At 67.9% G+C, this 26,276-nt stretch carries 20 protein-coding genes; 17 read left to right on the forward strand and 3 right to left on the reverse strand.

Going from position 1 to position 26,276, the window contains the following annotated elements:
• The first annotated feature begins 99 nt into the window (after positions 1 to 99).
• The 7 genes from FPJ27_RS11130 to FPJ27_RS11160 all read left to right on the forward strand — a co-directional run bounded on the left by FPJ27_RS11130 (position 100) and on the right by FPJ27_RS11160 (position 8,160).
• On the forward strand, positions 100 to 720 hold the full coding sequence (locus FPJ27_RS11130) for a TetR/AcrR family transcriptional regulator (protein ID WP_072436798.1): 621 nt from the start codon (positions 100 to 102) through the stop codon (positions 718 to 720).
• A 236-nt stretch (positions 721 to 956) separates the two neighbouring features.
• Positions 957 to 2,015, forward strand: coding sequence for an NADP-dependent oxidoreductase (locus FPJ27_RS11135; RefSeq protein WP_204422909.1), 1,059 nt, complete (start codon positions 957 to 959; stop codon positions 2,013 to 2,015).
• A gap of 99 nt (positions 2,016 to 2,114) precedes the next feature.
• Positions 2,115 to 2,414, forward strand: a complete 300-nt coding sequence (locus FPJ27_RS11140) for a putative quinol monooxygenase (RefSeq protein ID WP_072436800.1) — start codon at positions 2,115 to 2,117, stop codon at positions 2,412 to 2,414.
• Positions 2,415 to 2,553: 139 nt separating this feature from the next.
• Positions 2,554 to 3,009 carry a (2Fe-2S)-binding protein gene (locus FPJ27_RS11145; protein WP_131948378.1) on the forward strand — a complete coding sequence of 152 codons (456 nt, stop codon included), beginning with the start codon at positions 2,554 to 2,556 and terminating at the stop codon, positions 3,007 to 3,009.
• Position 3,010: 1 nt separating this feature from the next.
• Positions 3,011 to 5,245 (forward strand): xanthine dehydrogenase family protein molybdopterin-binding subunit, encoded by a 2,235-nt coding sequence (locus FPJ27_RS11150; protein WP_204422910.1) that lies wholly within the window; start codon positions 3,011 to 3,013, stop codon positions 5,243 to 5,245.
• A gap of 15 nt (positions 5,246 to 5,260) precedes the next feature.
• The gene (locus FPJ27_RS11155) at positions 5,261 to 6,559 is read left to right on the forward strand and encodes a cytochrome c (protein ID WP_204422911.1); all 1,299 of its coding nucleotides are present in this window, start codon (positions 5,261 to 5,263) and stop codon (positions 6,557 to 6,559) included.
• Positions 6,560 to 6,714: 155 nt separating this feature from the next.
• Positions 6,715 to 8,160 carry an NAD-dependent succinate-semialdehyde dehydrogenase gene (locus FPJ27_RS11160; protein WP_204422912.1) on the forward strand — a complete coding sequence of 482 codons (1,446 nt, stop codon included), beginning with the start codon at positions 6,715 to 6,717 and terminating at the stop codon, positions 8,158 to 8,160.
• An 80-nt stretch (positions 8,161 to 8,240) separates the two neighbouring features.
• On the opposite strand, the gene FPJ27_RS11165 is transcribed toward FPJ27_RS11160, so the two are convergent.
• Positions 8,241 to 9,290, reverse strand: a complete 1,050-nt coding sequence (locus FPJ27_RS11165) for a hypothetical protein (RefSeq protein ID WP_204422913.1) — start codon at positions 9,288 to 9,290, stop codon at positions 8,241 to 8,243.
• Between the two features lie 752 nt (positions 9,291 to 10,042).
• Between FPJ27_RS11165 and FPJ27_RS11170 the strand changes: the two genes are divergently transcribed.
• On the forward strand, positions 10,043 to 10,414 hold the full coding sequence (locus FPJ27_RS11170) for a DUF4430 domain-containing protein (protein WP_204422914.1): 372 nt from the start codon (positions 10,043 to 10,045) through the stop codon (positions 10,412 to 10,414).
• Positions 10,415 to 10,457: 43 nt separating this feature from the next.
• Here the strand turns inward: FPJ27_RS11170 and tagH are convergent, their stop codons facing one another.
• A complete protein-coding gene (gene tagH, locus FPJ27_RS11175) occupies positions 10,458 to 11,912 on the reverse strand; it encodes a type VI secretion system-associated FHA domain protein TagH (protein ID WP_204422915.1) in 1,455 nt (484 codons plus the stop codon).
• 48 nt (positions 11,913 to 11,960) lie between these two features.
• A complete protein-coding gene (locus FPJ27_RS11180; protein ID WP_175959215.1) occupies positions 11,961 to 12,347 on the reverse strand; it encodes a TssQ family T6SS-associated lipoprotein in 387 nt (128 codons plus the stop codon).
• Positions 12,348 to 12,976: 629 nt separating this feature from the next.
• Here FPJ27_RS11180 and tssJ point away from each other — a divergent pair.
• The 9 genes from tssJ to tssC all read left to right on the forward strand — a co-directional run bounded on the left by tssJ (position 12,977) and on the right by tssC (position 26,208).
• Positions 12,977 to 13,492, forward strand: a complete 516-nt coding sequence (gene tssJ, locus FPJ27_RS11185; RefSeq protein ID WP_034179516.1) for a type VI secretion system lipoprotein TssJ — start codon at positions 12,977 to 12,979, stop codon at positions 13,490 to 13,492.
• Positions 13,489 to 14,928, forward strand: a complete 1,440-nt coding sequence (gene tssK, locus FPJ27_RS11190; RefSeq protein WP_072436809.1) for a type VI secretion system baseplate subunit TssK — start codon at positions 13,489 to 13,491, stop codon at positions 14,926 to 14,928. The genes tssJ and tssK overlap by 4 nt, the downstream gene beginning before the upstream one ends.
• Positions 14,929 to 14,942: 14 nt before the next feature.
• Complete coding sequence (locus FPJ27_RS11195) at positions 14,943 to 16,277, forward strand: DotU family type VI secretion system protein (RefSeq protein ID WP_204422916.1); 1,335 nt, start codon at positions 14,943 to 14,945, stop codon at positions 16,275 to 16,277.
• A 1-nt stretch (position 16,278) separates the two neighbouring features.
• Complete coding sequence (tssM, locus tag FPJ27_RS11200) at positions 16,279 to 19,905, forward strand: type VI secretion system membrane subunit TssM (RefSeq protein WP_204422917.1); 3,627 nt, start codon at positions 16,279 to 16,281, stop codon at positions 19,903 to 19,905.
• Positions 19,887 to 20,594, forward strand: a complete 708-nt coding sequence (gene tagF / locus FPJ27_RS11205; protein WP_204422918.1) for a type VI secretion system-associated protein TagF — start codon at positions 19,887 to 19,889, stop codon at positions 20,592 to 20,594. Before tssM ends, tagF begins: the two co-directional genes overlap by 19 nt.
• Before the next feature lie 40 nt (positions 20,595 to 20,634).
• Complete coding sequence (locus tag FPJ27_RS11210) at positions 20,635 to 22,977, forward strand: serine/threonine-protein kinase (protein WP_204422919.1); 2,343 nt, start codon at positions 20,635 to 20,637, stop codon at positions 22,975 to 22,977.
• The gene (gene tssA, locus FPJ27_RS11215; protein ID WP_204422920.1) at positions 22,964 to 24,079 is read left to right on the forward strand and encodes a type VI secretion system protein TssA; all 1,116 of its coding nucleotides are present in this window, start codon (positions 22,964 to 22,966) and stop codon (positions 24,077 to 24,079) included. Before FPJ27_RS11210 ends, tssA begins: the two co-directional genes overlap by 14 nt.
• A gap of 73 nt (positions 24,080 to 24,152) precedes the next feature.
• The gene (gene tssB / locus FPJ27_RS11220) at positions 24,153 to 24,707 is read left to right on the forward strand and encodes a type VI secretion system contractile sheath small subunit (RefSeq protein ID WP_034179510.1); all 555 of its coding nucleotides are present in this window, start codon (positions 24,153 to 24,155) and stop codon (positions 24,705 to 24,707) included.
• Complete coding sequence (tssC, locus tag FPJ27_RS11225) at positions 24,700 to 26,208, forward strand: type VI secretion system contractile sheath large subunit (RefSeq protein WP_204422921.1); 1,509 nt, start codon at positions 24,700 to 24,702, stop codon at positions 26,206 to 26,208. The genes tssB and tssC overlap by 8 nt, the downstream gene beginning before the upstream one ends.
• Positions 26,209 to 26,276: the final 68 nt, after the last annotated feature.

Genomic DNA, 26,276 nt, shown 5'->3' on the forward strand with positions numbered 1-26,276 from the left:
GGCGGTCGATTGTCCGGTCGCGATCGGGTAAAGTGCCGCTCAACATGTCGGCCCGGCGTTGCTAGACGACCGGTCTAATCGTTGCTACCATACGCCATCATGAATGCATCTTCAGGCGCGGAAGTCCGCCAGCACATCCTGAACATCGCGAAGCCGATCATGCTCCACAAGGGGTTCTCGGCGGTCGGTCTGAACGAGATTCTCGCTGCGGCGGGCATCCCGAAGGGCTCGTTCTACCATTACTTCGGCTCGAAAGAAGCATTCGGCGAGGCACTGCTCGAAGCGTATTTCGAAGGTTATCTCGCGCATCTCGACAACCTGCTCAAGCATCAGACCGGCACGGGCGCCGAACGCCTGATGACGTACTGGGGCAACTGGCTGCACACGCAATGCGCGGACGATCCGGAGGGCAAGTGCCTCGCGGTGAAGCTCGGCGCGGAAGTGTCGGACCTGTCGGAAGCGATGCGCGCGGTGCTGCGGCGTGGCACGAGCCAGATCATCGAACGGCTCGCGGGCGGCATCGAGGCAGGGCTTGCCGATGGCTCGCTGCGTGCGGTCGACGATCCGCCGCACACGGCCGCGATCCTTTACGAGCTGTGGCTTGGCGCAACGCTGCTGGAAAAGATTCACCGCAACCGCAAACCGCTCGAAAGGGCGATGATCGAAACGCGGCGCATGCTGAACCTGCCGCCGGCCGCGCATGACGGAGCGCAGTCGTAACCCGGGCGCGCATCGGCGCGCCTTGTTTTTGCCCCGATTCTAGACGACTGGTCTACTTATCCGCGCATGACGAATACCTCGCTCCGCGTTACGCTGTCCCGATTGTTCCAACCGCACGCGTGCAATCACGCCGGCCTGACCGCCGACGCTGCCACGCGTGCGCGCCTTCTGTCGGTCCATCCCTGATCCGATCGTGCCCACGAAGCACGTTTATTCCTGTTGACGGAGACACTCTTATGCCGCAAAGCAAAACCGCAAACCGCCAGATCATCCTGACGTCGCGCCCGGTCGGCGCGCCGACGCCGGGCAACTTCCGCACCGAATCCGGCAACGTGCCGACGCCCGGCGCCGGCCAGGTGCTGCTGCGCACGGTCTGGTTGTCGCTCGACCCGTACATGCGCGGCCGGATGAGCGACGCGCCGTCCTATGCCGCGCCGGTCGAACTCGGCGACGTGATGGTCGGCGGCACGGTCAGCCGCGTCGTGTCGTCGAACCTGCCCGCGTTTCGCGAAGGCGATCTCGTCGTTGCCGGCGCCGGCTGGCAGGACTATGCGCTGTCCGACGGCCGCGACCTGATTCCGCTCGGCCGCGATTTCGCGCATCCGTCCTACGCGCTCGGCGTGCTCGGCATGCCGGGCTTCACCGCGTACACCGGGCTGCTGAAGATCGGCGAACCGAAGGCCGGCGAAACCGTGGTCGTCGCGGCAGCCAGCGGCGCGGTCGGCTCGGTCGTCGGCCAGATCGCGAAGCTGAAGGGCTGCCGCGTGATCGGCGTCGCGGGCGGCGCCGACAAGTGCGCGTACGTGACCGACACGCTCGGCTTCGACGCGTGCGTCGACCACCGCGATCCGGCGTTTGCCGCGAAGCTGAAGGACGCCTGTCCGAACGGCATCGACGTCTATTTCGAGAACGTCGGCGGGGCCGTGTTCGACGCAGTGTGGCCGCTGCTCAACGATCACGCGCGCGTGCCGGTGTGCGGCATCATTGCGCATTACAACGACGCGGCATACGACGACACCGCGGTGTCGACCGGCCGTGATCGCGTGCCGGCGCTGATGGGTGCGATCCTGCGCAAGCGCATCCGCGTGCAGGGTTTCATCATCCTCGATCACTATGCGACCGGCTATGCGCCGTTCCTGAAGGAGATGAGCGAATGGGTCGCGCAGGGCAAGGTGAAGACGCGGGAAGATGTCGTCCCCGACCTCGCCGACGCACCGGAAGCGCTGATCGGCCTGCTGGCCGGCAAGAATTTCGGCAAGGTCGTCGTGCGCGTGGGCCCGGACGAACTGGCCTGATGCTGCGGCACGGCAACACAAACACACCGAGGTTGCACGCTGGCGTCACGCGACGCCGGCTTGTGGCATGCTCGATTCCGTTTCGAAAGGAGTGACAAGATGGCGCTTCACGTGATTGCTTCGCTGTTCGTGAAACCCGAACACGCTCAGGCCGCCGAGGCCGAACTGCGCAGCCTGGTCGTCAAGACGCGCACCGAACCGGGCAACCGGCGCTACGACCTGTTCCGCGAGCAAGACGGCTCGCCGAACCTGCACCTGTACGAAATCTACGACGACCAGGCCGCATTCGACGCGCACCTCGCCAGCCCGTATTTCGGCGAATTCCGCACGAAGTCGGCCGACTGGTTCACGGCACCGCCGGTCATCAAGGTGCTGTCGGGCATCGACGTGGCCGAGTAACGACGCAGGACCACCGCCGCGGCTCGTCCCTCCCGGGCCGCGCGGCATCCGTTGCGCACCCGTGACGGCAATGACAACGACGACCCCGCGCGGCGCGCCATGCGCGCCGCTTCCCCAATACAACGGCCCCGGAGGCTGAATGGTCACCCTCAACATCAACGGCGAAACCCGCACGGTCGACGCCCCCGACGACATGCCCTTGCTCTGGGTGCTGCGCGACGTCGTGGGCCTCACCGGCACGAAGTTCGGCTGCGGGATCGCGCAATGCGGCGCGTGCACCGTGCATCTCGACGGCGTCGCCGCGCGCTCCTGCGTGCTGCCGGTCGCGGCCGTCGCGGGCCGCAGGATCACGACGATCGAAGCCGTCGGCGCCACGCCGGCCGGCCACAAGGTCCAGCAGGCATGGCGCGAGCTCGACGTCGTCCAGTGCGGCTACTGCCAGTCGGGGCAAGTGATGGCGGCCACCGCGCTGATTGCATCGAACCCGAACCCGAGCGACGCCGACATCGACGCGGCGATGGCCGGCAACATCTGCCGCTGCGGCACGTACAACCGGATTCGCGCGGCGGTCAAGCAGGCCGCGAAGGGGGCTTGACATGTCGCGAGGACTGATCGAAGCAGGCACGGCCGCCGGACAAGCGGCAGGCGCCGGCGTGTCGCGCCGCGGGTTTCTCAAACTCGGCATGTCGCTCGGCGCGGCGGCGGGCGGCGGCATGCTGCTCGGCTTCAGCCTGCCGGCGGCGGGCGACGACACGCGCCGTTCGGTGATCGGCGGCGACGGCGATGAAACCGCGCGCGCCGGCGTGTTCGCGCCGAATGCGTTCGTGCAGATCGACCGCGGCGGCAAGGTCACGCTGGTGATGCCGAAGGTCGAGATGGGACAGGGCGTCTATACGGCGCTGCCGATGCTGATCGCCGAGGAACTCGAAGTGCCGCTGTCGAGCGTGACGCTCGATCATGCGCCGCCGAACGAGAAACTGTTCCTCGATCCGCTGCTCGGCGGCCAGCTCACCGGTGGCTCGACGTCGGTGCGCTACGCATGGGAGCCGCTGCGTCGCGCGGGCGCAACGGCGCGCACGCTGCTGGTCGCGGCGGCCGCGAAGCAATGGAATGTCGATCCGGCATCGTGCCGCGCCGCGAACGGCGAAGTGCAGCATCCGCCGAGCGGCCGGCGCGCGTCGTACGGCCAGTTGGCCGACGCCGCGGCGAAGCTGCCGGTGCCGAAGGATGTCGTGCTGAAGAAGCCGGAGGATTTCAAGCTGATCGGCACGCCCGCGAAGCGGCTCGACTCGCCGGAGAAGGTCGACGGCACCGCGCAGTTCGGGCTCGACGTGCGGCTGCCGGGCATGCTGTACGCGGTGATCGTGAACAGCCCGGTGTTCGGCGGCACGGTCGCGAGCGTCGACGACACGGCCGCGAAGAAGATTCCCGGCGTGCGCCAGATCGTTCGTGCGGACAACGCGGTCGCGGTGGTCGGCGATCACACGTGGGCCGCGAAGCGCGGCGCGTCGGCGCTCGTCGTGAAGTGGAACGAAGGCGCGGACGCGAAGGTGTCGACGAAGGACATCGTCGCCGATCTCGCGCAGGCCGCCGCGAACGGCAAGGGCGCGGTCGCGCGCAAGGACGGCGACGTCGGCAAGGCGTTCGCGAACGCGAAGACGCGCATCGACGCCGTCTACGAGCAGCCGTTCCTTGCGCACGCAACGATGGAGCCCGTGAACTGTACGGTGCACGTGCGCGGAGACGGCTGCGAGATCTGGGTCGGCACGCAGGTGCCGACGCGGGCGCGCGATACGGTGCAGCAGCTCACGGGCCTGCCGCCCGACAAGATCGTCGTGCACAACCATCTGCTCGGCGGCGGCTTCGGCCGGCGGCTCGAGACGGACATGATCGGCCAGGCGGTGAAGATCGCCAAACAGGTCGGCGCGCCCGTGAAGGTGGTCTGGACGCGCGAGGAGGACATCCAGCACGACATGTACCGGCCGTACTACTACGACCGGATCTCGGCCGGCCTCGACGCGAACGGCAAGCCGGTCGCGTGGCAGCACCGGATCGTCGGCTCGTCGATCCTCGCGCGCTTCGCGCCGCCCGCGTTCAAGAATGGCGTCGATCCCGACGCGGTGGAGGTCGCAACCGACCTGCCGTACGACCTGCCGAACCAGTTGATCGACTACGTGCGGCAGGAGCCGCGCCACGTGCCGACCGCGTTCTGGCGCGGCGTCGGGCCGACGCGCAGCACCTTCGTCGTCGAGAGCTTCATCGACGAGCTGGCCGCGCAGGCCAAGACCGACCCCGTGCAATACCGCCGCTCACTGCTCGGCAAGACGCCGCGCGCGCTCAACGTGCTCGACGTCGCGACGAAGGCAGCCGGCTGGGGGCCGTCGCTGCCGAAGGGGCAAGGGCGCGGCGTGTCGGTGATGCACGCGTTCGGCAGCTTCTTCTCGATCGTCATCGACGTCGCGGTGGACGACGGCGAGGTGCAGGTCAAGCGCGTCGTGTGCGCGGTGGACTGCGGGATGTTCGTCAATCCGAACACGATCGAGGCGCAGGTGCAGGGCGGCATCATCTTCGGGATCACGGGCGCGCTGTACGGCGAGATCACGATCGAGGACGGCCGCGTCGTGCAGAGCAACTTCACCGACTACCGGATGATGCGAATCAACGAGACACCGCCGATCGAAGTCCATCTGGTGAAGAGCGGCGAAGCGCCGGGCGGGATCGGCGAACCGGGCACGGCCGCGACCGCGGCGGCGCTGTCGAACGCGATCTTCGCGGCAACCGGCAAGCGGCTGCGCAAGCTGCCGGTCGGCAATCAACTGAAGACGGCCTGAGGGGAGGAGACGAACATGCGAAACCTCATGCTGAACTCGCTCGGCGCATCGCTGCTCGCACTGTCCGCGCTGCTGGCCGGCACGGCTGCGCACGCCGCGCAAACGGCACCGGCCGACAGCGCGCTCGTCGCGCGCGGCGCATATCTCGCGAAAGCCGGCGATTGCGTCGCATGCCATACCGCGCCGCGCGGCACGCCGTTCGCGGGCGGCCTGAAGATGGTCACGCCGATGGGCGCGATCTACACGACCAACATCACGCCCGATCCGGACACGGGCATCGGCGGGTACACGGAAGCCGAATTCGCGAGCGCGCTGCGCCGGGGCGTCGCGAAGGACGGCCATCGTCTGTATCCGGCGATGCCGTATCCGTCGTACGCGAAGCTGAAGGACGACGACGTGAAGGCGCTGTACGCGTACTTCATGCACGGCGTCGAACCGGTGAAGCAGGCGAACCGGGCGGCCGACATCCCGTGGCCGCTCAACATGCGCTGGCCGCTCGCATTGTGGAACGCGGTGTTCCTCGACACGACGCCATATGCCGACAAGCCCGGAAAGGATGCGACGTGGAACCGCGGCGCGTATCTCGTGCAGGGGCTCGGGCACTGCGGGTCGTGCCACACACCGCGCGGTGTCGGCTTCCAGGAGAAGGCGCTCGACGAAGGCGGCTCGGCGTTCCTGTCGGGCGCGGCGATCGACAACTGGTTCGCGTCGAACCTGACCGGCGAGCACAACACGGGGCTTGGCCGCTGGAACGAGGCCGACGTCGCGCAGTTCCTGAAGACCGGCGCGAACCGGCACGCGACCGCGTTCGGCTCGATGGTGAGCGTGATCAACCACAGCACGCAGGCGCTGAGCGACGACGATCTGGCAGCGATTTCCCGCTACCTGAAATCGCTGCCGGCCGCGGGCGGCACGGGCGCGCCGCCGTACAACTACGATCCGAAGCCGACGCAGGTGGTGCTGGGCCGGCCGGCAGCCGACCCGGGCGCGAAGGTGTATAACGCTTACTGCCTGCATTGCCACGGCGTGGACGGGCGCGGTTACGCGCCGCTGCTCGCGCCGCTCGCCGGCAATCCGAACGTGCTCGAAACCGATGCATCGTCGCTGATCAACGTGACGCTGAACGGCAGCGACACGCTCGTGATCGAAGGCGTGCCTTCCGCGTATCCGATGCCGGCGTTCTCGAACCAGTTGAACGACCGGCAGATCGCCGACGTGCTGACGTTCATGCGCGCCGGCTGGAACAACGGCGCGCCGGCCGTGCAGGCGGCGGACGTCGCGAAACTCCGCAAGGCGACGGCGGCCGCGCACTGAGCGCGGCCCATGCGGAACGACGGCAGGCCGGTGTGCCTGCCGTCTGCACCGCTGCCGGTTGCGCGATGCTCCCGGCGGCTTTGCTCTTTCTGTCAACCGGCGCGCGGCCGTTCGCGGCAGCGCGCGTTTTATCGACGCAATGTAGGGGTGTCTGGATGGCTAACGTGACTTATACGGATACGCAACTGCTGATCGACGGCGAGTGGGTCGACGCCGCGAGCGGCAAGACGATCGACGTCGTGAACCCGGCGACCGGCAACGCAATCGGCAAGGTGGCCCACGCGGGCATCGCCGACCTCGACCGCGCGCTCGCCGCCGCGCAGCGCGGCTTCGAAACGTGGCGCAAGGTGCCCGCGCACGAACGCGCGGCGACGATGCGCAAGGCGGCCGCGCTGGTGCGCGAGCGCGCCGACACGATCGCGCAGCTGATGACGCAGGAACAGGGCAAGCCGCTCACCGAGGCACGCGTCGAAGTGCTGTCGGCGGCCGACATCATCGAATGGTTCGCGGACGAAGGCCGCCGCGTGTACGGCCGGATCGTGCCGCCGCGCAATCTCGGCGCGCAGCAGACGGTCGTGAAGGAGCCGGTCGGCCCGGTCGCCGCGTTCACGCCGTGGAATTTCCCGGTCAACCAGGTCGTGCGCAAGCTGAGCGCCGCGCTCGCGACCGGCTGCTCGTTCCTCGTGAAGGCGCCGGAGGAAACCCCCGCATCGCCGGCCGCGCTGCTGCGCGCGTTCGTCGACGCAGGCGTGCCGGCCGGCGTGATCGGCCTCGTGTACGGCGATCCGGCCGAAATCTCGTCGTACCTGATCCCGCACCCGGTGATCCGCAAGGTCACGTTCACGGGTTCGACGCCGGTCGGCAAGCAGCTCGCCGCGCTCGCGGGCCAGCATATGAAGCGCGCGACGATGGAGCTGGGCGGGCACGCGCCGGTGATCGTCGCCGAGGACGCCGACGTCGCGCTCGCGGTGAAGGCCGCCGGCGGCGCGAAGTTCCGCAACGCGGGGCAGGTCTGCATTTCGCCGACGCGCTTCCTCGTGCACAACAGCATCCGCGACGAATTCACGCGCGCGCTGGTCAAGCATGCCGAAGGGCTGAAGATCGGCAACGGCCTCGAGGAAGGCACGACGCTCGGCGCGCTCGCGAACCCGCGCCGGCTGACCGCGATGGCGTCGGTGGTCGAGAACGCGCGCAAGGTCGGCGCGAGCATCGAGACGGGCGGCGAGCGGATCGGCTCGGCAGGCAACTTCTTCGCGCCGACCGTGATCGCGAACGTGCCGCTCGAAGCCGACGTGTTCAACAACGAGCCGTTCGGCCCGGTCGCGGCGATTCGCGGCTTCGACAAGCTCGAGGATGCGATCGCGGAAGCGAACCGTCTGCCGTTCGGGCTGGCCGGCTACGCGTTCACGCGTTCGTTCGCGAACGTGCACCTGCTTACGCAGCGCCTCGAAGTGGGGATGCTGTGGATCAACCAGCCGGCAACGCCGTGGCCGGAAATGCCGTTCGGCGGCGTGAAGGATTCGGGCTACGGGTCGGAAGGCGGGCCGGAAGCACTCGAGCCGTACCTCGTGACGAAGTCGGTGACGGTGATGGCGGTTTGACAACAGGTTGAGCGTAGTGAGGCCGCCGCTTCCGCGTATGGGGCGGCGGCGTTTTCTTGGCGCGTTGCCGACGGCGAACCTCAGCGGGCCGGCAGAATGCCTTCAAAGACGCCTTTCACTGCCTTCTGCTGGTCGGGGTTCAGATTTCCGTAGGTTAGCGGAACCCTGCCGCATTCGGCGACCTTCGCGCTTGCGACCTTTCCTTTCGCGACTGCCCATTCGGCCGACAGATTGCCTTCGAATATCATGCCGAAGTCGCTATTGGCACCTGCCGCCTGGCCCCAGCCGTCCACCATCATGGTTTCCTGCGCTCCGCCCCACGCGATCGGGTGCTTGCCGTTCTGCGACTCACCGCGGTTCTGGCAGGACTCGGCATTCGGCACGCAGTGGCCCCCGATGATTTGCGCCGGCGTGGCCTTCTTCACGTCGGCCAGGTCCATCAACATGTAGTTCTCGAGGTTGACCAGATAGTCGCGATTGCTTTCGGCGATCAGGATCGCCGCCATCGCGTTGCCGAGCGCCTGATCGTTCGCGTCGGTTCCACTCAGGCCGCCCGAGTAGACCGTCTTCATCGCGTTGAGCAGGTCCGCCGGCTTCCTGTCTTTGGTGGCCTTGGCAAACATCGTCGGGTAGTCGCTGGCGAAACACGTGCTCGGGTTCCCGTTCGCGCGTCCCCAGAAGTGAATGTAGTTCGAGTATTGCCCGCCTCCACACTGGCGATAATAAATGGCCTGGTTCATCGAGAAGAACTGACTCTGGTTTCCGGCTCCCGCGCATTGATACGCCGCGAGACGCAGGAACTTCAACGGGCTCACGACATTGCCGAAGTAGTTGCGGGTGCCGGGACCGTCCGCAGGAAGGTGATCGTTCGCCCCGTCGCAACGTTTCGGGTCGGGCGGGGGCTTTACCGGCGTCAACGGCGTATTCTCGAGGGCGGTGACTCGCGCGTTCGCGACCTTGAGCGCGGCTTCGCGCAACACCCCCGACGTCACGTAGAGCTGCGATCCGCGCATGTCGACGGCATAGCAGGCGCTCGCCCCCTGCGCCTGCGTGGCGAAAGAAAGTGCGGCGGCAAACGAACATGCGGCGATCCCCAGGGTGCCGCCGATAAAGTTACGATCGATATCCATGAACGGGCTCCAGTGATTTCGTGAATGGGAGAGGGCCCACGAGCGGGCATGCGTCAGCGATAAGCAGGCGCACGTAGACGGCCTATGGGCCGAAAGCGCTGCCCGGCATCATGGGGTGAAGGACACAGGGGGAAGGGACGTTCGGGGCGAGCTGTTGTGACCTGCCCGGGAAGCGGAGAGGCGCTGTGCCGCTGTGCGTTAGTCACGCCCGAGCGGTATTACGGGCCGCCGGCCCATTGGCTATTCTCTGATCGATACGAGTATCGGGATTTCGCGGACGGCAACGCGCGCGTAATGGAGAAATGACGATTGCGCCATAGGCTCTTCAACTGCCTCGCCCACAAAAATGCGGTCAGGTTCGTTCCTTTTTTTGTCGTGACGAGCGACGTCCGCGGTAAAGCGAACCCGGACTAGTCGAGTGACTGTCATTGCGGGGGGGCGGTCCATCGCCTATTCTCTGACCAGTACGAATATCAGGATTTCACGGACGGCAAAGGCGCCTGTAATAGAAGAACGGAAAATGCGCCATACGAAACGGGGATCATGCTGACAGAACTTGCAACAATCCCCGAGCGACGCCATTTGATTGAAACAGTCTTCCTGTGATTCGGCGATCGGCTTGAATTGAGCGATCAGCAAACGATCGATACAGCTTTCCGGCACCCAGGTCAAAACCTGGCACTTTCAACAAACAACGAAAAAGAGCAGCGGGACGCAATTCAGGCATTAACCACCACTACGGAGATATCTTCATGGCCAGCTCGATAGCGAATCAATTCGTCGATTGGGGTTCGGAATTTCACAATCCGCCGTGGCAAGCGAACGACAGCATCGCGATTGCCCCCGGCGTGACGACCGTATTCGATCTGCTGACGGCCGACGGCGTGTCGCCCGCTCTCAACCCGCAATGGCAGGGTTCAGGCGCGAGCCTGTTCATTACGGCCTTGGGTGGAGTAGAGGCCAACCAGGGCGGCAACGGCTACTGGTGGGTGTATTTCGTCAACGGCCAGATGCCCGACGTCTCATGTGCGGTCTACACGCTGCAACCCGGCGACAGCGTGGCCTGGGACTACAAGCACTACTCGAGCGGCTTGAAGCAGGCGGTTCATCCGCCGCTGGTTTGACGTTCGTCACGCGATCCATGCGACGCGGCCGGCATCGGCCCCTTCAATGCCGGCCGCTCCCCCGATAGCTTTCCACTTCCGCGTCGTACGCCGCCAGAAACGCCTTGCCGAACACCGACGCGAAATCGTCCTCGATCGCGAACACCGTATCGCGATGGGTCGCCGCATAGCGATCCCACATCCGCGCCTTGTACAGCGCGGGCACGCGCTTCTCGTACCAGCGCATCGCATCGTCGCGTTCGCGCAGCCGTTGCGGCGAAAAACGCGTCAGCAGATCCATCAGCGCGGCGCGCATGCCGGCGACCATGCCGATCTGGTGCGCGTGCAGATCCTGGAACGCATCGCTGACCGCGCTCTGCGGCGACATGAAGCCCGGCAGCGGCAGCCCGAACATCTGCCGCAGCACCGCGCCGCCGTCCGGCAGCAGTTTCAGCGGATTGTTCTCGCGATCGAGCAGCATCGTCATGTGCGCCTTCACCTCGCGCTTCAGGATGCTGCGCGACGACAGCAGCTCGACCGTGCCGTTGGCGAACAGCGCCAGCAACTGGCCCGCGATGTAGAGCTGTTCGGCCGACCATTGATGCGATTCGGCGGCCGTATCGAGCCCCGCGCCTTCGAAGAACGCGTTCAGCAGTTCGTCGGGTGTCGGCGGCGCCGGCGCACGCGCGGCATGCGGCGCCGGTTCATCGGCCGGACGCACGTCGGCGCGCGCGGCTGCCGGCTGCACGCGCACGTGCTGCGTCCACTCGGGCGCGTGGTCCGCCTGCGTCGCGGACGACGCTGCGCGATCCGCATTGCCGCGCTCGGCCGGCGGCGCCGAGCCCGGCGTGCCGATATCGCCGGACGACTGCGCGAACAGGTCCAGCGGATCGGTCGATAGCTGATTCAGGTCGCGCTGCGACGGTGCGGATGGCACGGCGTGCTGCGCGGCACGGTTCGCCGACTGCGCTGCGTCGGCGCGGGCAGGACCGCCCGGCCTGGCGCCGGTATCCGCCGCCTTGCCGCGCGGGGCGAGACGGTCCTGGAGCAGCCCCCATAGCCGGTTGCCCGCGCCTTTCGTGTCGTCGCGCGAAGGCGAGGGCGAAGGCTGCGCCGATCCGGCGGCCTCCGGCGCGCCGCGCCTGTCGACGTGCACGCCGGGCGCCATGTCGATGACCGGCGCGTCGCTGCCGTCGTCGCCATCATCGCGTTCGGCCCTCAGCACGTACGGCCCGATGCGGATGATGTCGCCGGTATTGAGCGGGCGTTCCTGCGCATAGCCGACCGGCTCGCGATTCACCTCGATCGTCGACACGCTGCTCAGGTTCTTCAGCAGGCACGCGTCGTCGCCGACCTGCAGCAGCGCCTGCAGCCGCGAAATCTGCCGCGTGTCGTCGCGCAGCACCAGATGGTTGTCGCTGGCCCGGCCGATGGTGCCGCCCGGCGGGTGAAACACGACGGCGTCGTAGGAGTCGTTTTCGACCGGTTCGCCGGCATGTTCGATCACGATCAGTTGCATGTCATACGTCGCTCGGTGGATGAAGCGCTCGCGTGGAAACCAGTTCGTTCAGGATGACGACGCATGTCTGCGGCGCGCGAACTCGAACGCGGGCCCCCAGACCGGATGCCCCTTCTCGGCGGCGGACAGGTCGAAGCGCGGGTTGAGGTCGAGAATCTTCGAGAACTCGGCGCGGCACTGCATGACGCGGTTCGTCACGCAATAACTGAACGCGAGGAGCTTGTGCGCGGCAACCTGTGTGTCGGTGTCGGCGCCGTCGATCTCCTTCGCGCGGCTCAGCAGCGCGATCGTGCGCCCGTAGTCGCCGGCGGCGTACGCGGCGCGCGCGCTGTCGACCGTCGCATGCGCGGCCGACCGGGTCGGGGACGTGCTGCACCCGCCGACCCCCAGCAACAAGGCGCCGAGGAAAATAACGAGCAATGAACGGCCTTTCATTTTTGAAATGAAAATTCGGCGTAATTGGAAGGTGGCGCACAAGCGCTGTTGGATTCTAGTGCCAATCATCGGCATCGATGCCGCTGTTACGTTTTGTTTCAACTGGGCGATCCGATTCCATTTTAATCTGAAAATGGACTACGAATTTCATCACTTGTTAATCTAGGAAAACGATCTATAGTTCGTTGTGTTTTTCGGATTCGTCAGTTGTTTTGTCAGCGCTCGGCAATGCACAAAAAACCGGACCGTCCGTTCGGGCGGCACGAACAGCCTGGCACACCATCAGCGTCGCGAGCATCCCTTGCCCGGCGGCCGGCTGGCTTGCGCCCCACGCCCATCCGACAGGTGTCCATGCAATAGAACCGGGCCGCCACGGCGAACCGGTCGGGTAAGTTTTTTCGATTAATAACCAATATCGATTCAATTACCTTTCGCCTCGACAATTCAACTTTCATAAACCCAGGATGATTTGCCCCGGTTTTTACGATAAAAATTTTCCGGAAAAAATTTCAGCGGAAGGATATGCCAGCCACATAATTACCGGTCAATTAATTGTCCCTTTTTTAATCCGATCAACCGGTTTCGAACTCGAAAACCGGCGGATGGCTATTGGGTGGCGAGGGTGGAATATGCAATGGCGGTCGAGTAGTTTCATCGTATGGGGATGCGTATTGCTGTTTCCGGGGTGCGGCGCGACGGAGCACGCGGCCGCGGTGCCGTATGCGATCACGGTCGACGTTGCGCCGGACGTCAACCCTGACATGAATCGCAAGCCTTCGCCGATCGTGCTGAAGGTGTTCCAGCTTCGAGCGGCGTCGGCGTTCGACAGCGCGGATTTCTTCTCGCTGCAGGACAAGCCCGGGAACGTGCTCGGCGCGGATTTGCTCGGCACCGACCGCGTGATCTTGCGGCCGGGCGAATCGCGCACGCTGCACTATCGCGGCAACGTCGAGGCCGGCGCGATCGGCGTCGTCGCCGAATACCGGATGCTCGAAAAGAACCGCTGGCGGCTGACGGTGCCGCTGCCGCGCGCGAAGCAGCTCAACCTCTACAAGTTCTGGCAGACGTCGCCGGGCGAGCTGAAGCTGTCGATCGCGGTCCGGAACGGCGGCATCGCACTGAACGACGCGCAGGGGCGCCCATGACCGAACCGACGATGTCCGCGACGCCGGTCGCGGCCCTCCGCCAGCGCGTGGTGTGGACCGAGGGGATGTTCCTGCGGCCGCAGCATTTCCAGCAGCTCGAACGGCACTGGGAACGCTACGTCGCGCTGCGCTGCCTGCCGCTGCAGGGGTTCTACTGGGGCTTCGATGCGCTGGAAATCGATCGCGAGCAGCTCGCGCTCGGCAAGGTCGCGCTGCGAGCCGCGTCGGGCGTGATGCGCGACGGTACGCCGTTCGACCTGTCCCATCCGGACGATCTCCCCGAACCGCTCGACGTGCCGGCCGACGCGAAGGACCAGCTCGTCGTGCTCGCGCTGCCGCTGTGGCGCGGTGGCGGCGAGGAGGTGTCGTTCGGTGCAGGTGCAGTCGTAGGCGTAGGAGCAAGCGCCGGAAACGTCGCGAACAACGCGAACGGCGGCAACGGCGCAAACGGCAACGCCGACGTCGCACGCTACGTCGTGCGCGAATACGAAGTGGCCGACGCGAACGCGGTCGCGCTCGGCCCCGCGCTGCTGCAGACGGGGCGCCTGAACGTGCGGCTGATGCTCGAAGCCGAGCTGACCGGCGACTGGCATGCGCTCGGCGTCGCACGGATCGTCGAGCGGCGCACCGACGCGCGGCTGCTCGTCGACGACGGCTACATTCCGCCGCGGCTCGTCGCACAGCGCGATGCGGTGTTGCTGGCGTATGCGCGCGAACTGCACGGGCTGCTCACGCAACGCAGCGAGGCGCTCGCGGAACGGCTGTCGGAGCCGGGGCGCGGCGGCGTGTCGGAAGTCGCGGACTTTCTGCTGCTGCAGCTCGTGAATCGTTATCTCGCGCTGACCTGGCATGCGCAGCAGCACGTGTCGACGCATCCGGAAGCGCTGTTCTGCGACTGGCTGAAGCTCGCATGCGACCTGAGCACGTTCACGGCGGCCGGCCGCCGCCCGCAGTCGCTCGCGGTCTACGTGCACGACGACCTGCGCACGAGCTTCGCGGAACTGATGACCGAACTGCGCCGGTCGCTGTCGACGGTGCTCGAACAGAACGCGATCCAGATCGAGCTGCGTGACGCGGGCAACGGCATCCGCGTCGCGACGCTGGCCGATCCGGCGCTGCGCGACACGGCCGGCTTCGTGCTCGCGGTGCGCGCGGACGTGCCGGCCGACAGCCTGCGCGCGCGCTTTCCCGCGCAGGCGAAGCTCGGGCCGGTCGAGCGGATCCGCGATCTGGTGCAGTTGCAACTGCCGGGCATCACGATGCGCCAGTTGCCGGTCGCGCCGCGGCAGATCCCGTATCACGCGGGTCATACGTACTTCGAGATCGACAAGGGCAGCGACCTGTGGAAGCAACTGGCGCGCTCCGGCGGTCTCGCATTTCATTTCGCCGGCGAATTCCCTGGGCTCTCGATGGAGTTCTGGGCGATCCGCGGGTGAGGGCGGGCATCGCGATGAATAGTTCCTCCGATTCGATCGCCACCGGCGCAGGCGCGGGCGGTTTTGTGCCGCCGAATCCGGGCGGCATGCATCCGGCCGCCGCATCCGGTACTTCCGGCGCGACCGGGCCGACGGCCACGCAGCCGCGGCCCGGCCGCTGGGCCGCGAGCGGCACGAACCCGCTCGTCGCGGCCGCGAACCCGTTGCTCAACCTGGTGCCGCAGATCCGCTCGACCGTCCATCATCCGAACCCGGCGTGGCTGCGCGAGCATCTCGTCGTCGAGATCCGGCAGTTCGAGGCGCGCGCGCAGGAAGCCGGCGTGCCGTCCGAGGCGATCATCGGCGCGCGCTACTGCCTGTGCACGGCGCTCGATGAAGCGGCCGCGCTGACGCCGTGGGGCGGCAGCGTATGGTCGTCGCACAGCCTGCTCGTGTCGTTCCACAACGAGACGTGGGGCGGCGAGAAGTTCTTCCACCTGCTTGAACGACTGTCGCAGCAGCCGCGCCAGCATCTCGACCTGCTCGAGTTGCTGTATTTCTGTCTCGCGCTCGGTTTCGAGGGCCGCTATCGCGTGCTCGACAACGGCCACGCGCAACTCGATGCGCTGCGCCGCCAGCTCGCGCAGACGATCCGCTCGGTGCGCGGCGAATTCGATCCCGCGCTGTCGCCGCACTGGCGCGACGTCGTCACGCGCGACGTCGCGCGCCGCTTCACCGTGCCGCTGTGGGTGTGCGTGGCGCTCGCGCTGCTGATCGGCTTCGGCGTGTTCGTCGGGCTGCGCATCGCGCTTGCCGGGCATTCGGATCGACTGTTCGCGTCGATCGACGCGCTGCACGTGCCGAAGCTGCAGCCCGCGCAGGCGCCGCCGCGCCCGGCGCCGGCGCCGCGCATCGCGAAGTTCCTGGCACCCGAGATCGCGGCCGGCCTCGTGTCGGTGCGCGACGACGCCGATCGCAGCGTGATCGTGTTGCGCGGCGACGGGCTGTTCAAGTCCGGTTCGACCTCGGTGATCGACCGCTACGTGCCGGTGCTCGCGCGCGTCGCCGACGCGCTGAACAAGGTGCCCGGCAACGTGCGCGCGACCGGCTATACCGACGACACGCCCGTGCATACCGCGCGCTTCGCGTCGAACTGGGACCTGTCGCGCGAACGCGCGGAAGCCGTGCGCAGCATGATCGCCGCGCGGCTCGACCATCCGGAGCGGCTCGCGGCGGAAGGGCGCGGCACGCTCGATCCGGTCGCGCCGAACGATTCGCCCGCGAACCGCGCGCTGAACCGGCGCGTCGAGATCACGCTGCTGCCGGCGCCCGGCAGCGCCGCCGTTGGCGCGACGCAGGGGGCCAACTGACATGAACCAGGCTGTCGCGCGTTTCGTCCGGCCGTTGCCGTCGCGGGAGATCTGGACCTTCGCCGGTCTCGTCGTGCTCGCGTGCTTCGTGTGGCTCGCGGGCCCGCTGTTCGCGTTCGCCGAGATCCGGCCGCTCGAAAGCGGTTGGGCGCGCGGGCTGACGATCGCGGTGCTGTTCGCCGCGTGGGGTGCGCGCGTCGCGTGGCGAAGCTGGCGCGCGGGCCGCCTCAATGCGCAGTTGCTGAACCAGTTGCGCGAGGCCGCGCCGGGGCCGGCCACCGCCGACGATCCGGCGAAGGCGCAGCTCGACGAGTTGCGCAGCCGTTTCGACGAAGCCGCAACGCTGCTGAAGAAGGTCCGCTTCGGGCAGGCCGATGCGGTGCGCAAGGGCCTGCCGCGCTGGTTCGACCGGATGTCGCGCCAGTATCTGTATCAATTGCCGTGGTACGTGTTCATCGGCGCGCCGGGCTCGGGCAAGACGACCGCGCTCGTGAATTCCGGGCTCAGCTTTCCGCTCGCCGAGCAGTTCGGCCGCGCGGCGATACGCGGCGTGGGCGGCACGCGGCACTGCGACTGGTGGTTCACGAACGACGCGGTGCTGATCGACACGGCCGGCCGCTACACGACGCACGAAGGCAACCGCGCGCTCGACGAAGCCGAATGGAAAGGCTTCGTCGACCTGCTGAAGAAATACCGCACGCGCCAGCCGCTGAACGGCGCGATGCTGACGATCAGCGTGGCCGACCTGCTCGGCGCGTCGGAGGCCGAACGCACGCAGCATGCGATGGTGCTGCGCAAGCGGCTGCTCGAACTGCGCGCGCAGCTCGGCATCCGTTTTCCCGTATACCTGCTCGTGACGAAGGCCGATCTGCTCGCGGGCTTCGCCGAATATTTCGGCAACTACGGCCGCGCGGAATGCGCGCAGGTGTGGGGCTTCACATTCCCGCTCGCGCAGAGCGAGGCACCCGGCTTCGACCTGCGCGCGGCATTCGACCGCGAATACCGGCTGCTGCACCAGCGGCTGAACGACGGGCTGCCCGAACTGCTCGCCGCGCAAACCGATGCGCGCCAGCGCGAGATGACCTACCTGCTGCCGCAGCAGATCGCCGACCTGCAGGACATGCTCGGCCAGTTCGTCGCCGAGGTGTTTTCCGTGTCGAGCTTCGAGCCGATGCCGATGCTGCGCGGCGTCTACCTGACGAGCGGCACGCAGGAGGGCACCGCGTTCGATCGCGTGATGAGCGGCATCAAGCGCTTCCTGAAGATCGAGGGCGTGCCGCCGGTCGCGCAGGTCGGCTCGACTGGGCGCAGCTTCTTCCTGAAGTCGCTGCTGCAGGAGCACATCTTCCGCGAAGCCGCGCTCGCCGGCAGCGACCTGCGCTGGCATCAGAAGCGGCGCGTGCTGCGGATCGCCGGCTACGCGCTGCTCGCGCTCGCATGCGTGGCCGTGCTGGCCGCGTGGCTGCGCAGCTATTCGAACAATCGCGCGTATCTGGACCAGATCGCCGCGCGCGTGCCGGCCGTCGATTCACGGATCGCCGGCGCGAAGTTCTCCGACGCGGCCGACATCGCGCGGCTGCTGCCCGTGCTCGATGCGCTCGGCGGGCTCGCGAATGCGGGCGGCGTCGACCTGCAGCATCCGCCGCTCGCATATCGGTGGGGGCTGTTCCAGGGCGAGAAGATCGACGAGGCCGTCGATGCCGTGTACCGGCGCGCGCTCGACGACGTGCTGCTGCCGATCGCCGCGAGCCGGATGGAGGCCGCGCTGCGCGACGCGCGGCCCGACGAAACCGACTACGCGTATGCGGCGCTGAAGGCGTACCTGATGCTGTACGACAGCGCGCACTACGATCCCGCGTTCGTGCAGGCCGTCGTCGATCTGGAGATGGAGCGCTCGCTGCCACCGGATTTCTCGCCGGCCGAACGGTCGGCGCTGCGCGCGCATCTCGCCGCGCTGTTCGGCAACCGCGTCGCGGTATCGCCGTATCCGATGAACGAGCGGCTCGTGGCCGACGTGCGCGACCGGCTGCGGCAGGTGCCGTTCTCGCAGCGGCTGTACCGGCAGCTCACGCGCACGCTGCGCCCGGCGACGTCCGCGTTCGACTTCAGCGTCGCGCGCGCGGTCGGCCCCGACGCGTCGCTGGTGTTCCGGCGCCAGGGCGGCAAGCCGCTGTCGGAAAGCGTGCCGGGCCTCTATACGCGCAACGGCTATCGCAACGTGTTCGCGCCGCGCCTGGCCGGCGAGGTCGAAGCGTACGGGCGCGAGGAAGTGTGGGTGCTGAACCTCGGATTGTCGGAGATCCCCGGGCCGAACGACGCGGCCGCGTGGGCGCGCGATATTCGCCAGCTCTACCTGAACGACTACCTGAAGATCTGGGACGACTATCTCGCGGACATCAAGCTGCAACGCACGGCGACGCTCGCGCAGAGCATCCAGGTGGCGCGCGCGCTGTCGTCGGCCGATTCGCCGCTTACGCGGCTGATGGTCGCGCTCGCGCGCGACACGGCGCTCGGCGATGCGCCGGGCGGGGCGCGCAATTTCGCGGCGCGTGCGCAGGACAAGGTCGACGAGGCGCGCAGTTCGCTGTCGCAGATCTTCGCGGGCCAGGCCAGCGACGCGAATCCGTCCGCGGCGGCGCCCGCGAGCCCCGAGCAGATCGTCGACAGCCACTTCGCCGGCTTGCGCGCGTTCGCGCCGGGCAGCGGCGACCAGGCGCAGGGATTCGACGCGGTGCTGAAGTCGATCGACGCGCTGTACACGTACCTGACGGCCACCGACGACGCGCTGCGCAGCGGCGCGCAACCGCCGCCGTCCGACGCGCCCGCGCGGCTGCGCGCGCAGGCCGGCCGCCTGCCGACGCCGTTCCGCGAAGTGCTCGACGACCTGTCGAACGTCGCGAACGGCAGCGTCGCGACCGTCGAGCAGCGCAGCGTCGCGCTGCGGGCCGGCGCGAATGTCGGCGACTTCTGCCGGCAGGTGATCGCGGGCCGCTATCCGTTCGCGCGCGGATCGTCGCGCGACGTCGCGCCGGCGGATTTCGCGCAGATGTTCGCGCCGGGCGGGCTGATGGACGATTTCTTCCAGAAGAACCTGCAGTCGATCGTCGATACGACGTCGCACCCGTGGCGCTTCGCGAACCGCAATGCGGACGCCGATCCGTCGGCGGCCGCGATGCTCGCGTCGTTCGAGAAGGCTGCGGTGATCCGCGACGCGTATTTCGGCGGCGGGGCGCGCACCGCGCAGTTGAAGGTGCAGATCCAGCCGCTCGAAATGGACCCGTCGATCACGGAGATGGTGCTCGACGTCGACGGGCAGATCGTCCGCTACGCGCACGGCCCGCTCGTGCAGAGCGCGGTGGACTGGCCGGGCCCGCGCGGCAGCAACCAGGTGCGGCTGCAGGTGTCGGCGCAGGCCGGCGCGACCGACGGTTTCACGACCGGCGGGCCGTGGGCGCTGCACCGGCTGTTCGACCGCGCGGCGGTATCGGCCGGGCACGGCTCGGACCAGATGATTGCGCGCTTCACGGTCGACGGCAAACCGATCGTGCTGCAGGTGAATGCGGGCAGCGTCCGCAACCCGTTCAGGCTGGCCCAGATGGAGTCCTTTACATGCCCTCCGAAGCAATGAGCCCCACACCGCCGCTCACGAGCACGGCCGGCGACGCGCCGGCCTGGTACGGGAAGATTCCCGGCGCCGGTGACTTCGTGAACAGCCGGCTGCCGCATGCGCTCGCGCTCTGGTGGGAACGCTGGCTCCAGCAGGGGATGGCCGCGATGCGCCAGCGCGGCGCGGACGAGATCGAACGCCATTACACGGTCGCGCCGGTCTGGAATTTCCTGATCCCGACGGGCGCCGGTGCGTCGTGCGTGCAGCCGGGCTGCCTCGCGCCGAGCTGCGACCGCGTGGGGCGCTACTACCCGGTGATCGTCACGCTGCCGATGCGTGCGGCCGATTACTGGAACGGGTTGCCGGACGCCGCCGACGCGTTCTACTGGCAGGTCGGCCATGCGCTGCTCGACGCGATCCGCCATGCGCGCGCGCCGGGCGATCTCGAACGGACGCTGGAACGCGTGCGGCTCGTGCCGGGCGGCGGCAGGTACGCGGAACGCGTCGACGGCATGCCGGCCGCGCTGCCGGAGCAGCCGGCGCCGGCCGCGTGGCCGGGGCTGTCCGGCTATTTCGATCCGCACGGCGGCACCAGCTTCTGGTGGACCAACCGCGCCGACGGATCGCCGCTGCGCACGCATGCGCATACGGGCACGCCCGACAACGCGCTGTTCCTGACGCTGTTCGGCGGCGGTCAGCAGCCCGGCTGAAGCGCGGCGGGCAGAAGACACACGGTTTCATGAGGTGGACATGAAGGACGCTGGATCGAGAGACAACGAGTACGACACGGCGACACGCGGCGACGCATCCGAATTCACGGTGCGGCCGCTGCCGCTCGGCCATCGCCTCGGTGAACTGCAGCTCGACGAGGTGCTGGGGATCGGCGGTTTCGGGATCGTCTATCGCGCGTTCGACCGCACGTTGCGGCGCGCGGTCGCGATCAAGGAGTACATGCCGTCGATGCTCGCGACGCGCGGCGGCGACTATACGGTGTCGCTGCGTTCCGAGCGGTTCGCGCAGGCGTTCGACGCGGGGCGCGGCGCGTTCCTCAACGAGGCGCGCCTGCTCGCGCAATTCGATCATCCGGGGCTCGTCAAGGTCCTGCACTTCTGGGAAAGCCACGGCACCGCGTACATGGTGATGCCGTTCTACGAAGGGCGCACGCTCAAGCAGCTGCTCGACGGCGGCATGCGGATCAGCGAGACGCAACTGCGCAACATCGTCGGCGCGCTGCTCGGCGCGCTCGACACACTGCATCGCGCGCAATGCTTCCATCGCGACGTCGCGCTCGACAACGTGCTGATCCGCCCGAACGGCAGCGCGATCCTGCTCGACTTCGGCGCGGCGCGCAAACGGATCGGCGATCTCGTCGACGACGGCGCGATGATGATCAAGCCCGGCTACGCGCCGATCGAGCAGTACACCGACGATCCGGCGTTCAGCCAGGGGCCGTGGACCGATCTCTATGCGCTCGGCGCGGTGATGCACGCGATGATTACCGGCGAATTGCCGCCCGCGGCCGTCGTGCGCAGCATCAAGGACACGTACCGGCCGCTCGCGTCGCGCGAGTTGCCGGCCGGCGAGGTATACAGCCCGGCGTTTCTCGCGGCCGTCGATCATGCGCTGCAACTGCGGATTCCGGATCGGCCGGAATCGGTCGCGGCGTTCGCGGCGGAACTCGGGTTGCGGGACTTCGACCGGACGGGCGCCGGGTATGGCGCGGCGGTCGTGCCGCCGGTCGGGGACGCGGGCAGCGGCGGGGAAGGGAAGACGGAGGCTTCGGTGGGTTCCGCTGCGGCGGGCATCGCGTCGGCTGCTGCGGCGGCGATCGGCGACGGCGGGACGGCTTCGGGCAAGACTGTGTCGGATGTGCAGTCGTCAACGCCTGAGCGTCAGGACGGTATGTCGACGCCGACGGACACCGCATCTGCTGCATCTGCCGTGTTCGGTGCCAAGCCGGAGGTGGGTGCGCCTTCAACGTCGAAGACCGCTGCGCAGGGCGCCGCGATTGCGGCAACGGGCGCGCTGGCATCGTCGGCCTCGCATGCTTCGCAGCCCGCGGCGAAGCCGGTCGAATCCGGTGCGCCGAACGGAAACGCCGAGCGTGCAACGGAGCCGGCCCCTGCCGGAACCGATACGCACCACGAAGCAGATACACGATCCACGCGTGCCGACGCAGACATCGGCAAGCGCAGCGCAGCGGATTCCGGGAACACGAACGGGAACGCGTATGCGACTGCCGGCGCCGACGATACGACCGCACCGCATCCCGCTGCATCGGCATCGAGCCGGGCATCCGCGCCGTCCGGCACCCAACGCAGCCACTTACTCGCAGGATCGCGCCGCCGCATACCGGTCTACGTCGGTGGCGCGCTCGTCGCGCTGATCGCCGTCGGCCTCGCCGCGACCTATCTGTCGCGTCCCGCGCGCGTTGCCGACGAGGCCGCACCGGGCGCGAGCCAGCCGCAGGCCGGCACGTCGTCGCCCGCCAGCACGCCGGACACCACGCTGGCCCAGCACGGACCGACGCCGATCGTCGTGCCGCCGTCGAGCCTGCCGGCCGGATCGTCGGCTCAGGTCCCGCCGCCGCCCGTTGCCGCCGCGCCGGCCAGCACACCGGCCGTAGACGCCGCCGCAACCACACCGCAGGTCGCGACCACCGTCACGAACCCGGCCCCGTCGCAATCCGGCTCCAGTTCGACCATCGCGCCCGCCGGCAGCCTCGACACGTCGGAGCGCGTCGTCAGCGTGCCGCCGTCGGCAGCGGCCGCATCACCGGCGACGACGCCGGCCCCGGCGCCGAAGCCGCCGTCGGAAGCCGATGCGGCCGTCGCCGCCGTGAACGTGCTGCCTGCCGAACAGCGTCCGCCGAAGACGCAGGAAACCGTCCAGGTGCGCTTCAACGTGCGGCCGTGGGGCGACGTGTACGTGAACGGCGCGCGGCGCGGCGCGAGCCCGCCGCTGCGCTCCGTGTCGTTGACGCCGGGCGTCTACCAGATCGAGATCCGCAACGGCTCGCTGCCGCCGTTGCACCGCACCGTTGCGGTCGATTTCGGCAGCAAACCGATCAATATCGACTATGCATTCGAATGACATCAGCCAGGCGGCGCTGGCCGCCGCCGCGCTTTCCCCGGGGCCGCCCGGCGTATCGTGGGCGACGCCGCGCGCCGACCTGATCGGCCGGCTGCTCGCGGACGTCGCGCCCGATGCGCCGTGCGGCGCGAATCTCGAATACGACGCCGAGTTCCTGCAGTTGCAGGAGCGCGCGACGCCGCGCGCCGAGCAGCAGTACGGCGACACCGTGATCCCGGCCGAGGCGCCCGACTGGGGCGCGGTCGAGCGGCTGGCGCTGGCGCTGTCCGCACGCACGAAGGACCTGCGCGTCATTGCGCACCTCGCGCGCAGCTGGATCGAGCAACACGGCCTGCCCGGCTATGCGGACGCGCTCGCGGTCGTCGCGAACTTGCTCGAGCGCCGGTGGGACGACCTGCATCCGAGGCTCGACGCCGACGACGAACCTGACCCGACGCCACGGATGAACGCGCTCGCCGACGTGGCCGGCGCGCACGACTGCGCACGTGCGGCGCGCCGCCAGCCGCTGTTCGACGGCGGCCCGAGCGTGCGCGATGCCGAACGGCTGCTCGACGGCCGCGACGAAGCCGGCGGCCGCGCAAGCCTGATTGCCGCGCTGTCGGCCGTGCGCGGCGACGGCACGACGCCGCTCGACGCTGCGCGCGCCGCGTTGCAAGCGCTGGACACGATCCGCGCGTGCGTGATCGACAAGCTCGGCCGCGAGTGGGCACCCGATGCGGGCGATGCGGAGAAGGCATTGCAGAGGATCGTGCGCGAAGTGCCGGTGCCCGAATCGCAGCCGGGCGCGTCGGACGGAGCGAACTCCACGCCGCAGGCCGCATCCGGTGACGCATCGCAGGCCGGCACCGTGCCGGCCGCGCCCGCTGCGATGCCGAACGCGCATGCATGGCGCGATGCCGAGCTAACGAGCCGCGACGACGTACGGCTCGGCCTCGACAAGATGTGCCGCTATTTCGAGCTGCACGAGCCGAGCCATCCGGCGCCGCTGCTGCTGCGGCGCGCGCAGCGGCTGCTCGCGCTCGACTTCTACGAAATCATCCGCGATCTCGCGCCGGAGAGCCTGCCGAAGCTGGACCTGCTGAGCGGCGAGCGAAGCGAATGAACCGAACGAGGGAAGCCGCCACGCGGGCGGCGGCAACGTACCGCGCAACCTGATCGACGTGAAGGAGTGGACGATGACTGACAGAACCAAGGCAGCGGGCAGCGGACAGAAGTTCATCGCGCGCAATCGGGCACCGCGCGTGCAGATCGAGTACGACGTCGAAACCTACGGCGCCGAGCGCAAGGTGCAGCTGCCGTTCGTGATGGGCGTGATTTCGGACCTGGCGGGCAAGCGCGCCGAGCCGCTGCCGGACCTGCCGGAGCGCAAGTTCCTCGAGATCGACGTCGACAACTTCGACGAGCGGATGAAGTCGGTCGCGCCGCGCGTCGCGTTCCAGGTGCCGAACACGCTGACGGGCGAAGGGATGCTCAACGTCGATATGACGTTCGAGCAGATCGACGATTTCTCGCCGGCCGCGATCGCGCGCAATGTCGACGCGCTGCGCCGGCTGCTGGAAGCGCGCACCGAGCTGTCGAACCTGCTGTCGTACATGGACGGCAAGCACGGTGCCGAACAACTGATCGAGCGCGCGATCAACGATCCCGACCTGCTGAAGACGCTCGTGCGCAATCCGCACGAATCCGCGCAGCGCGGCGATGCGACCCAACCGGAGGCCCGCGATGAATGACCCCGTCCAAACCCGCGCCGACACACGCGACGCCGCGCAGCCGGCCGTCGCGCACGACGAGTTCGCCGCGCTGCTGCAAAAGGAATTCAAGCCGAAGACGGCCGAGGCGCGCGAATCGGTGGAGCGCGCGGTGCGTACGCTCGCGCAGCAGGCGCTCGAACATACGGTCGGCATGACGACCGACGCGTACGGCAGCGTGAAGCAGATCATCGCGGAGATCGACCGGAAGCTGTCCGACCAGATCAACCAGATCCTGCATCACGAGGAGTTCCAGACGCTCGAAGGCGCGTGGCGCGGCCTGCATTACCTCGTCACGCATACCGAGACCGACGAGCTGCTGAAGATCAAGGCGCTGCCGGCGTCGCGCAACGAGGTCGCGCGGATGCTGAAGCGCTACAAGGGTGTCGCGTGGGATCAAAGCCCGCTGTTCCGCAAAATCTACGAGGAGGAATACGGGCAGTTCGGCGGCGAGCCGTTCGGCTGCCTGGTCGGCGATTTCCATTTCAACCACAGCCCGCCCGACGTCGAGATGCTCGGCGAGCTGTCGAAGATCGCGGCGGCCGCGCACGCGCCGTTCATCGCCGGGGCGTCGCCGGAGCTGATGCAGATGGATTCGTGGCAGGAGCTGTCGAACCCGCGCGACCTGACGAAGATCTTCCAGAACACCGAATACGCGGCGTGGCGCAGCCTGCGGCAGTCGGAGGATTCGCGCTACGTCGGCCTCGCGATGCCGCGGTTCCTCGCGCGGCTGCCGTACGGCGCGCGCACCAATCCGGTCGACGAATTCGACTTCGAGGAAGATACGGACGCCGCGAACCACGCCCGCTACACGTGGGCAAACTCGGCATACGCGATGGCCGCGAACATCAACCGCTCGTTCAAGCAGTACGGCTGGTGCTCGTCGATCCGCGGCGTCGAATCGGGCGGGGCGGTCGAAGGGCTGCCGAGCCATACGTTCCCGACCGACGACGGCGGCGTCGACCAGAAGTGCCCGACCGAAATCGCGATTAGCGACCGCCGCGAGGCCGAGCTCGCGAAGAACGGCTTCATGCCGTTCGTACACCGGAAGAACTCGGATTTCGCGGCATTCATCGGCGCGCAGTCGCTGTACCAGCCGGCCGAATACCACGATCCCGACGCGACCGCAAACGCACGGCTGTCCGGCCGCCTGCCGTACCTGTTCGCGTGCTGCCGCTTCGCGCACTACCTGAAGTGCATCGTGCGCGACAAGATCGGCTCGTTCCGCGAGCGCGACGACATGGAGCGCTGGCTGAACGACTGGATCATGAACTACGTCGACGGCGACCCCGTGAACTCGTCGCAGGAAACCAAGGCGCGCAAGCCGCTCGCGGCCGCGCAGGTGGTCGTCGACGAGGTCGAGGACAACCCCGGCTACTACACGTCGAAATTCTTCCTGCGGCCGCACTACCAGCTCGAAGGGCTCACCGTGTCGCTGCGGCTGATCTCGCGGCTGCCGACCGCGAAGGCGGCGAACGAATGAGCTGAAAAATGAGCGGAAAGCGGCATTCAACACGGCATTCAACCTGACCTCGAACCGAAACGGAGACG

This window comes from Burkholderia sp. MS455, assembly GCF_016899445.1.
Lineage (GTDB): Bacteria > Pseudomonadota > Gammaproteobacteria > Burkholderiales > Burkholderiaceae > Burkholderia > Burkholderia pyrrocinia_C.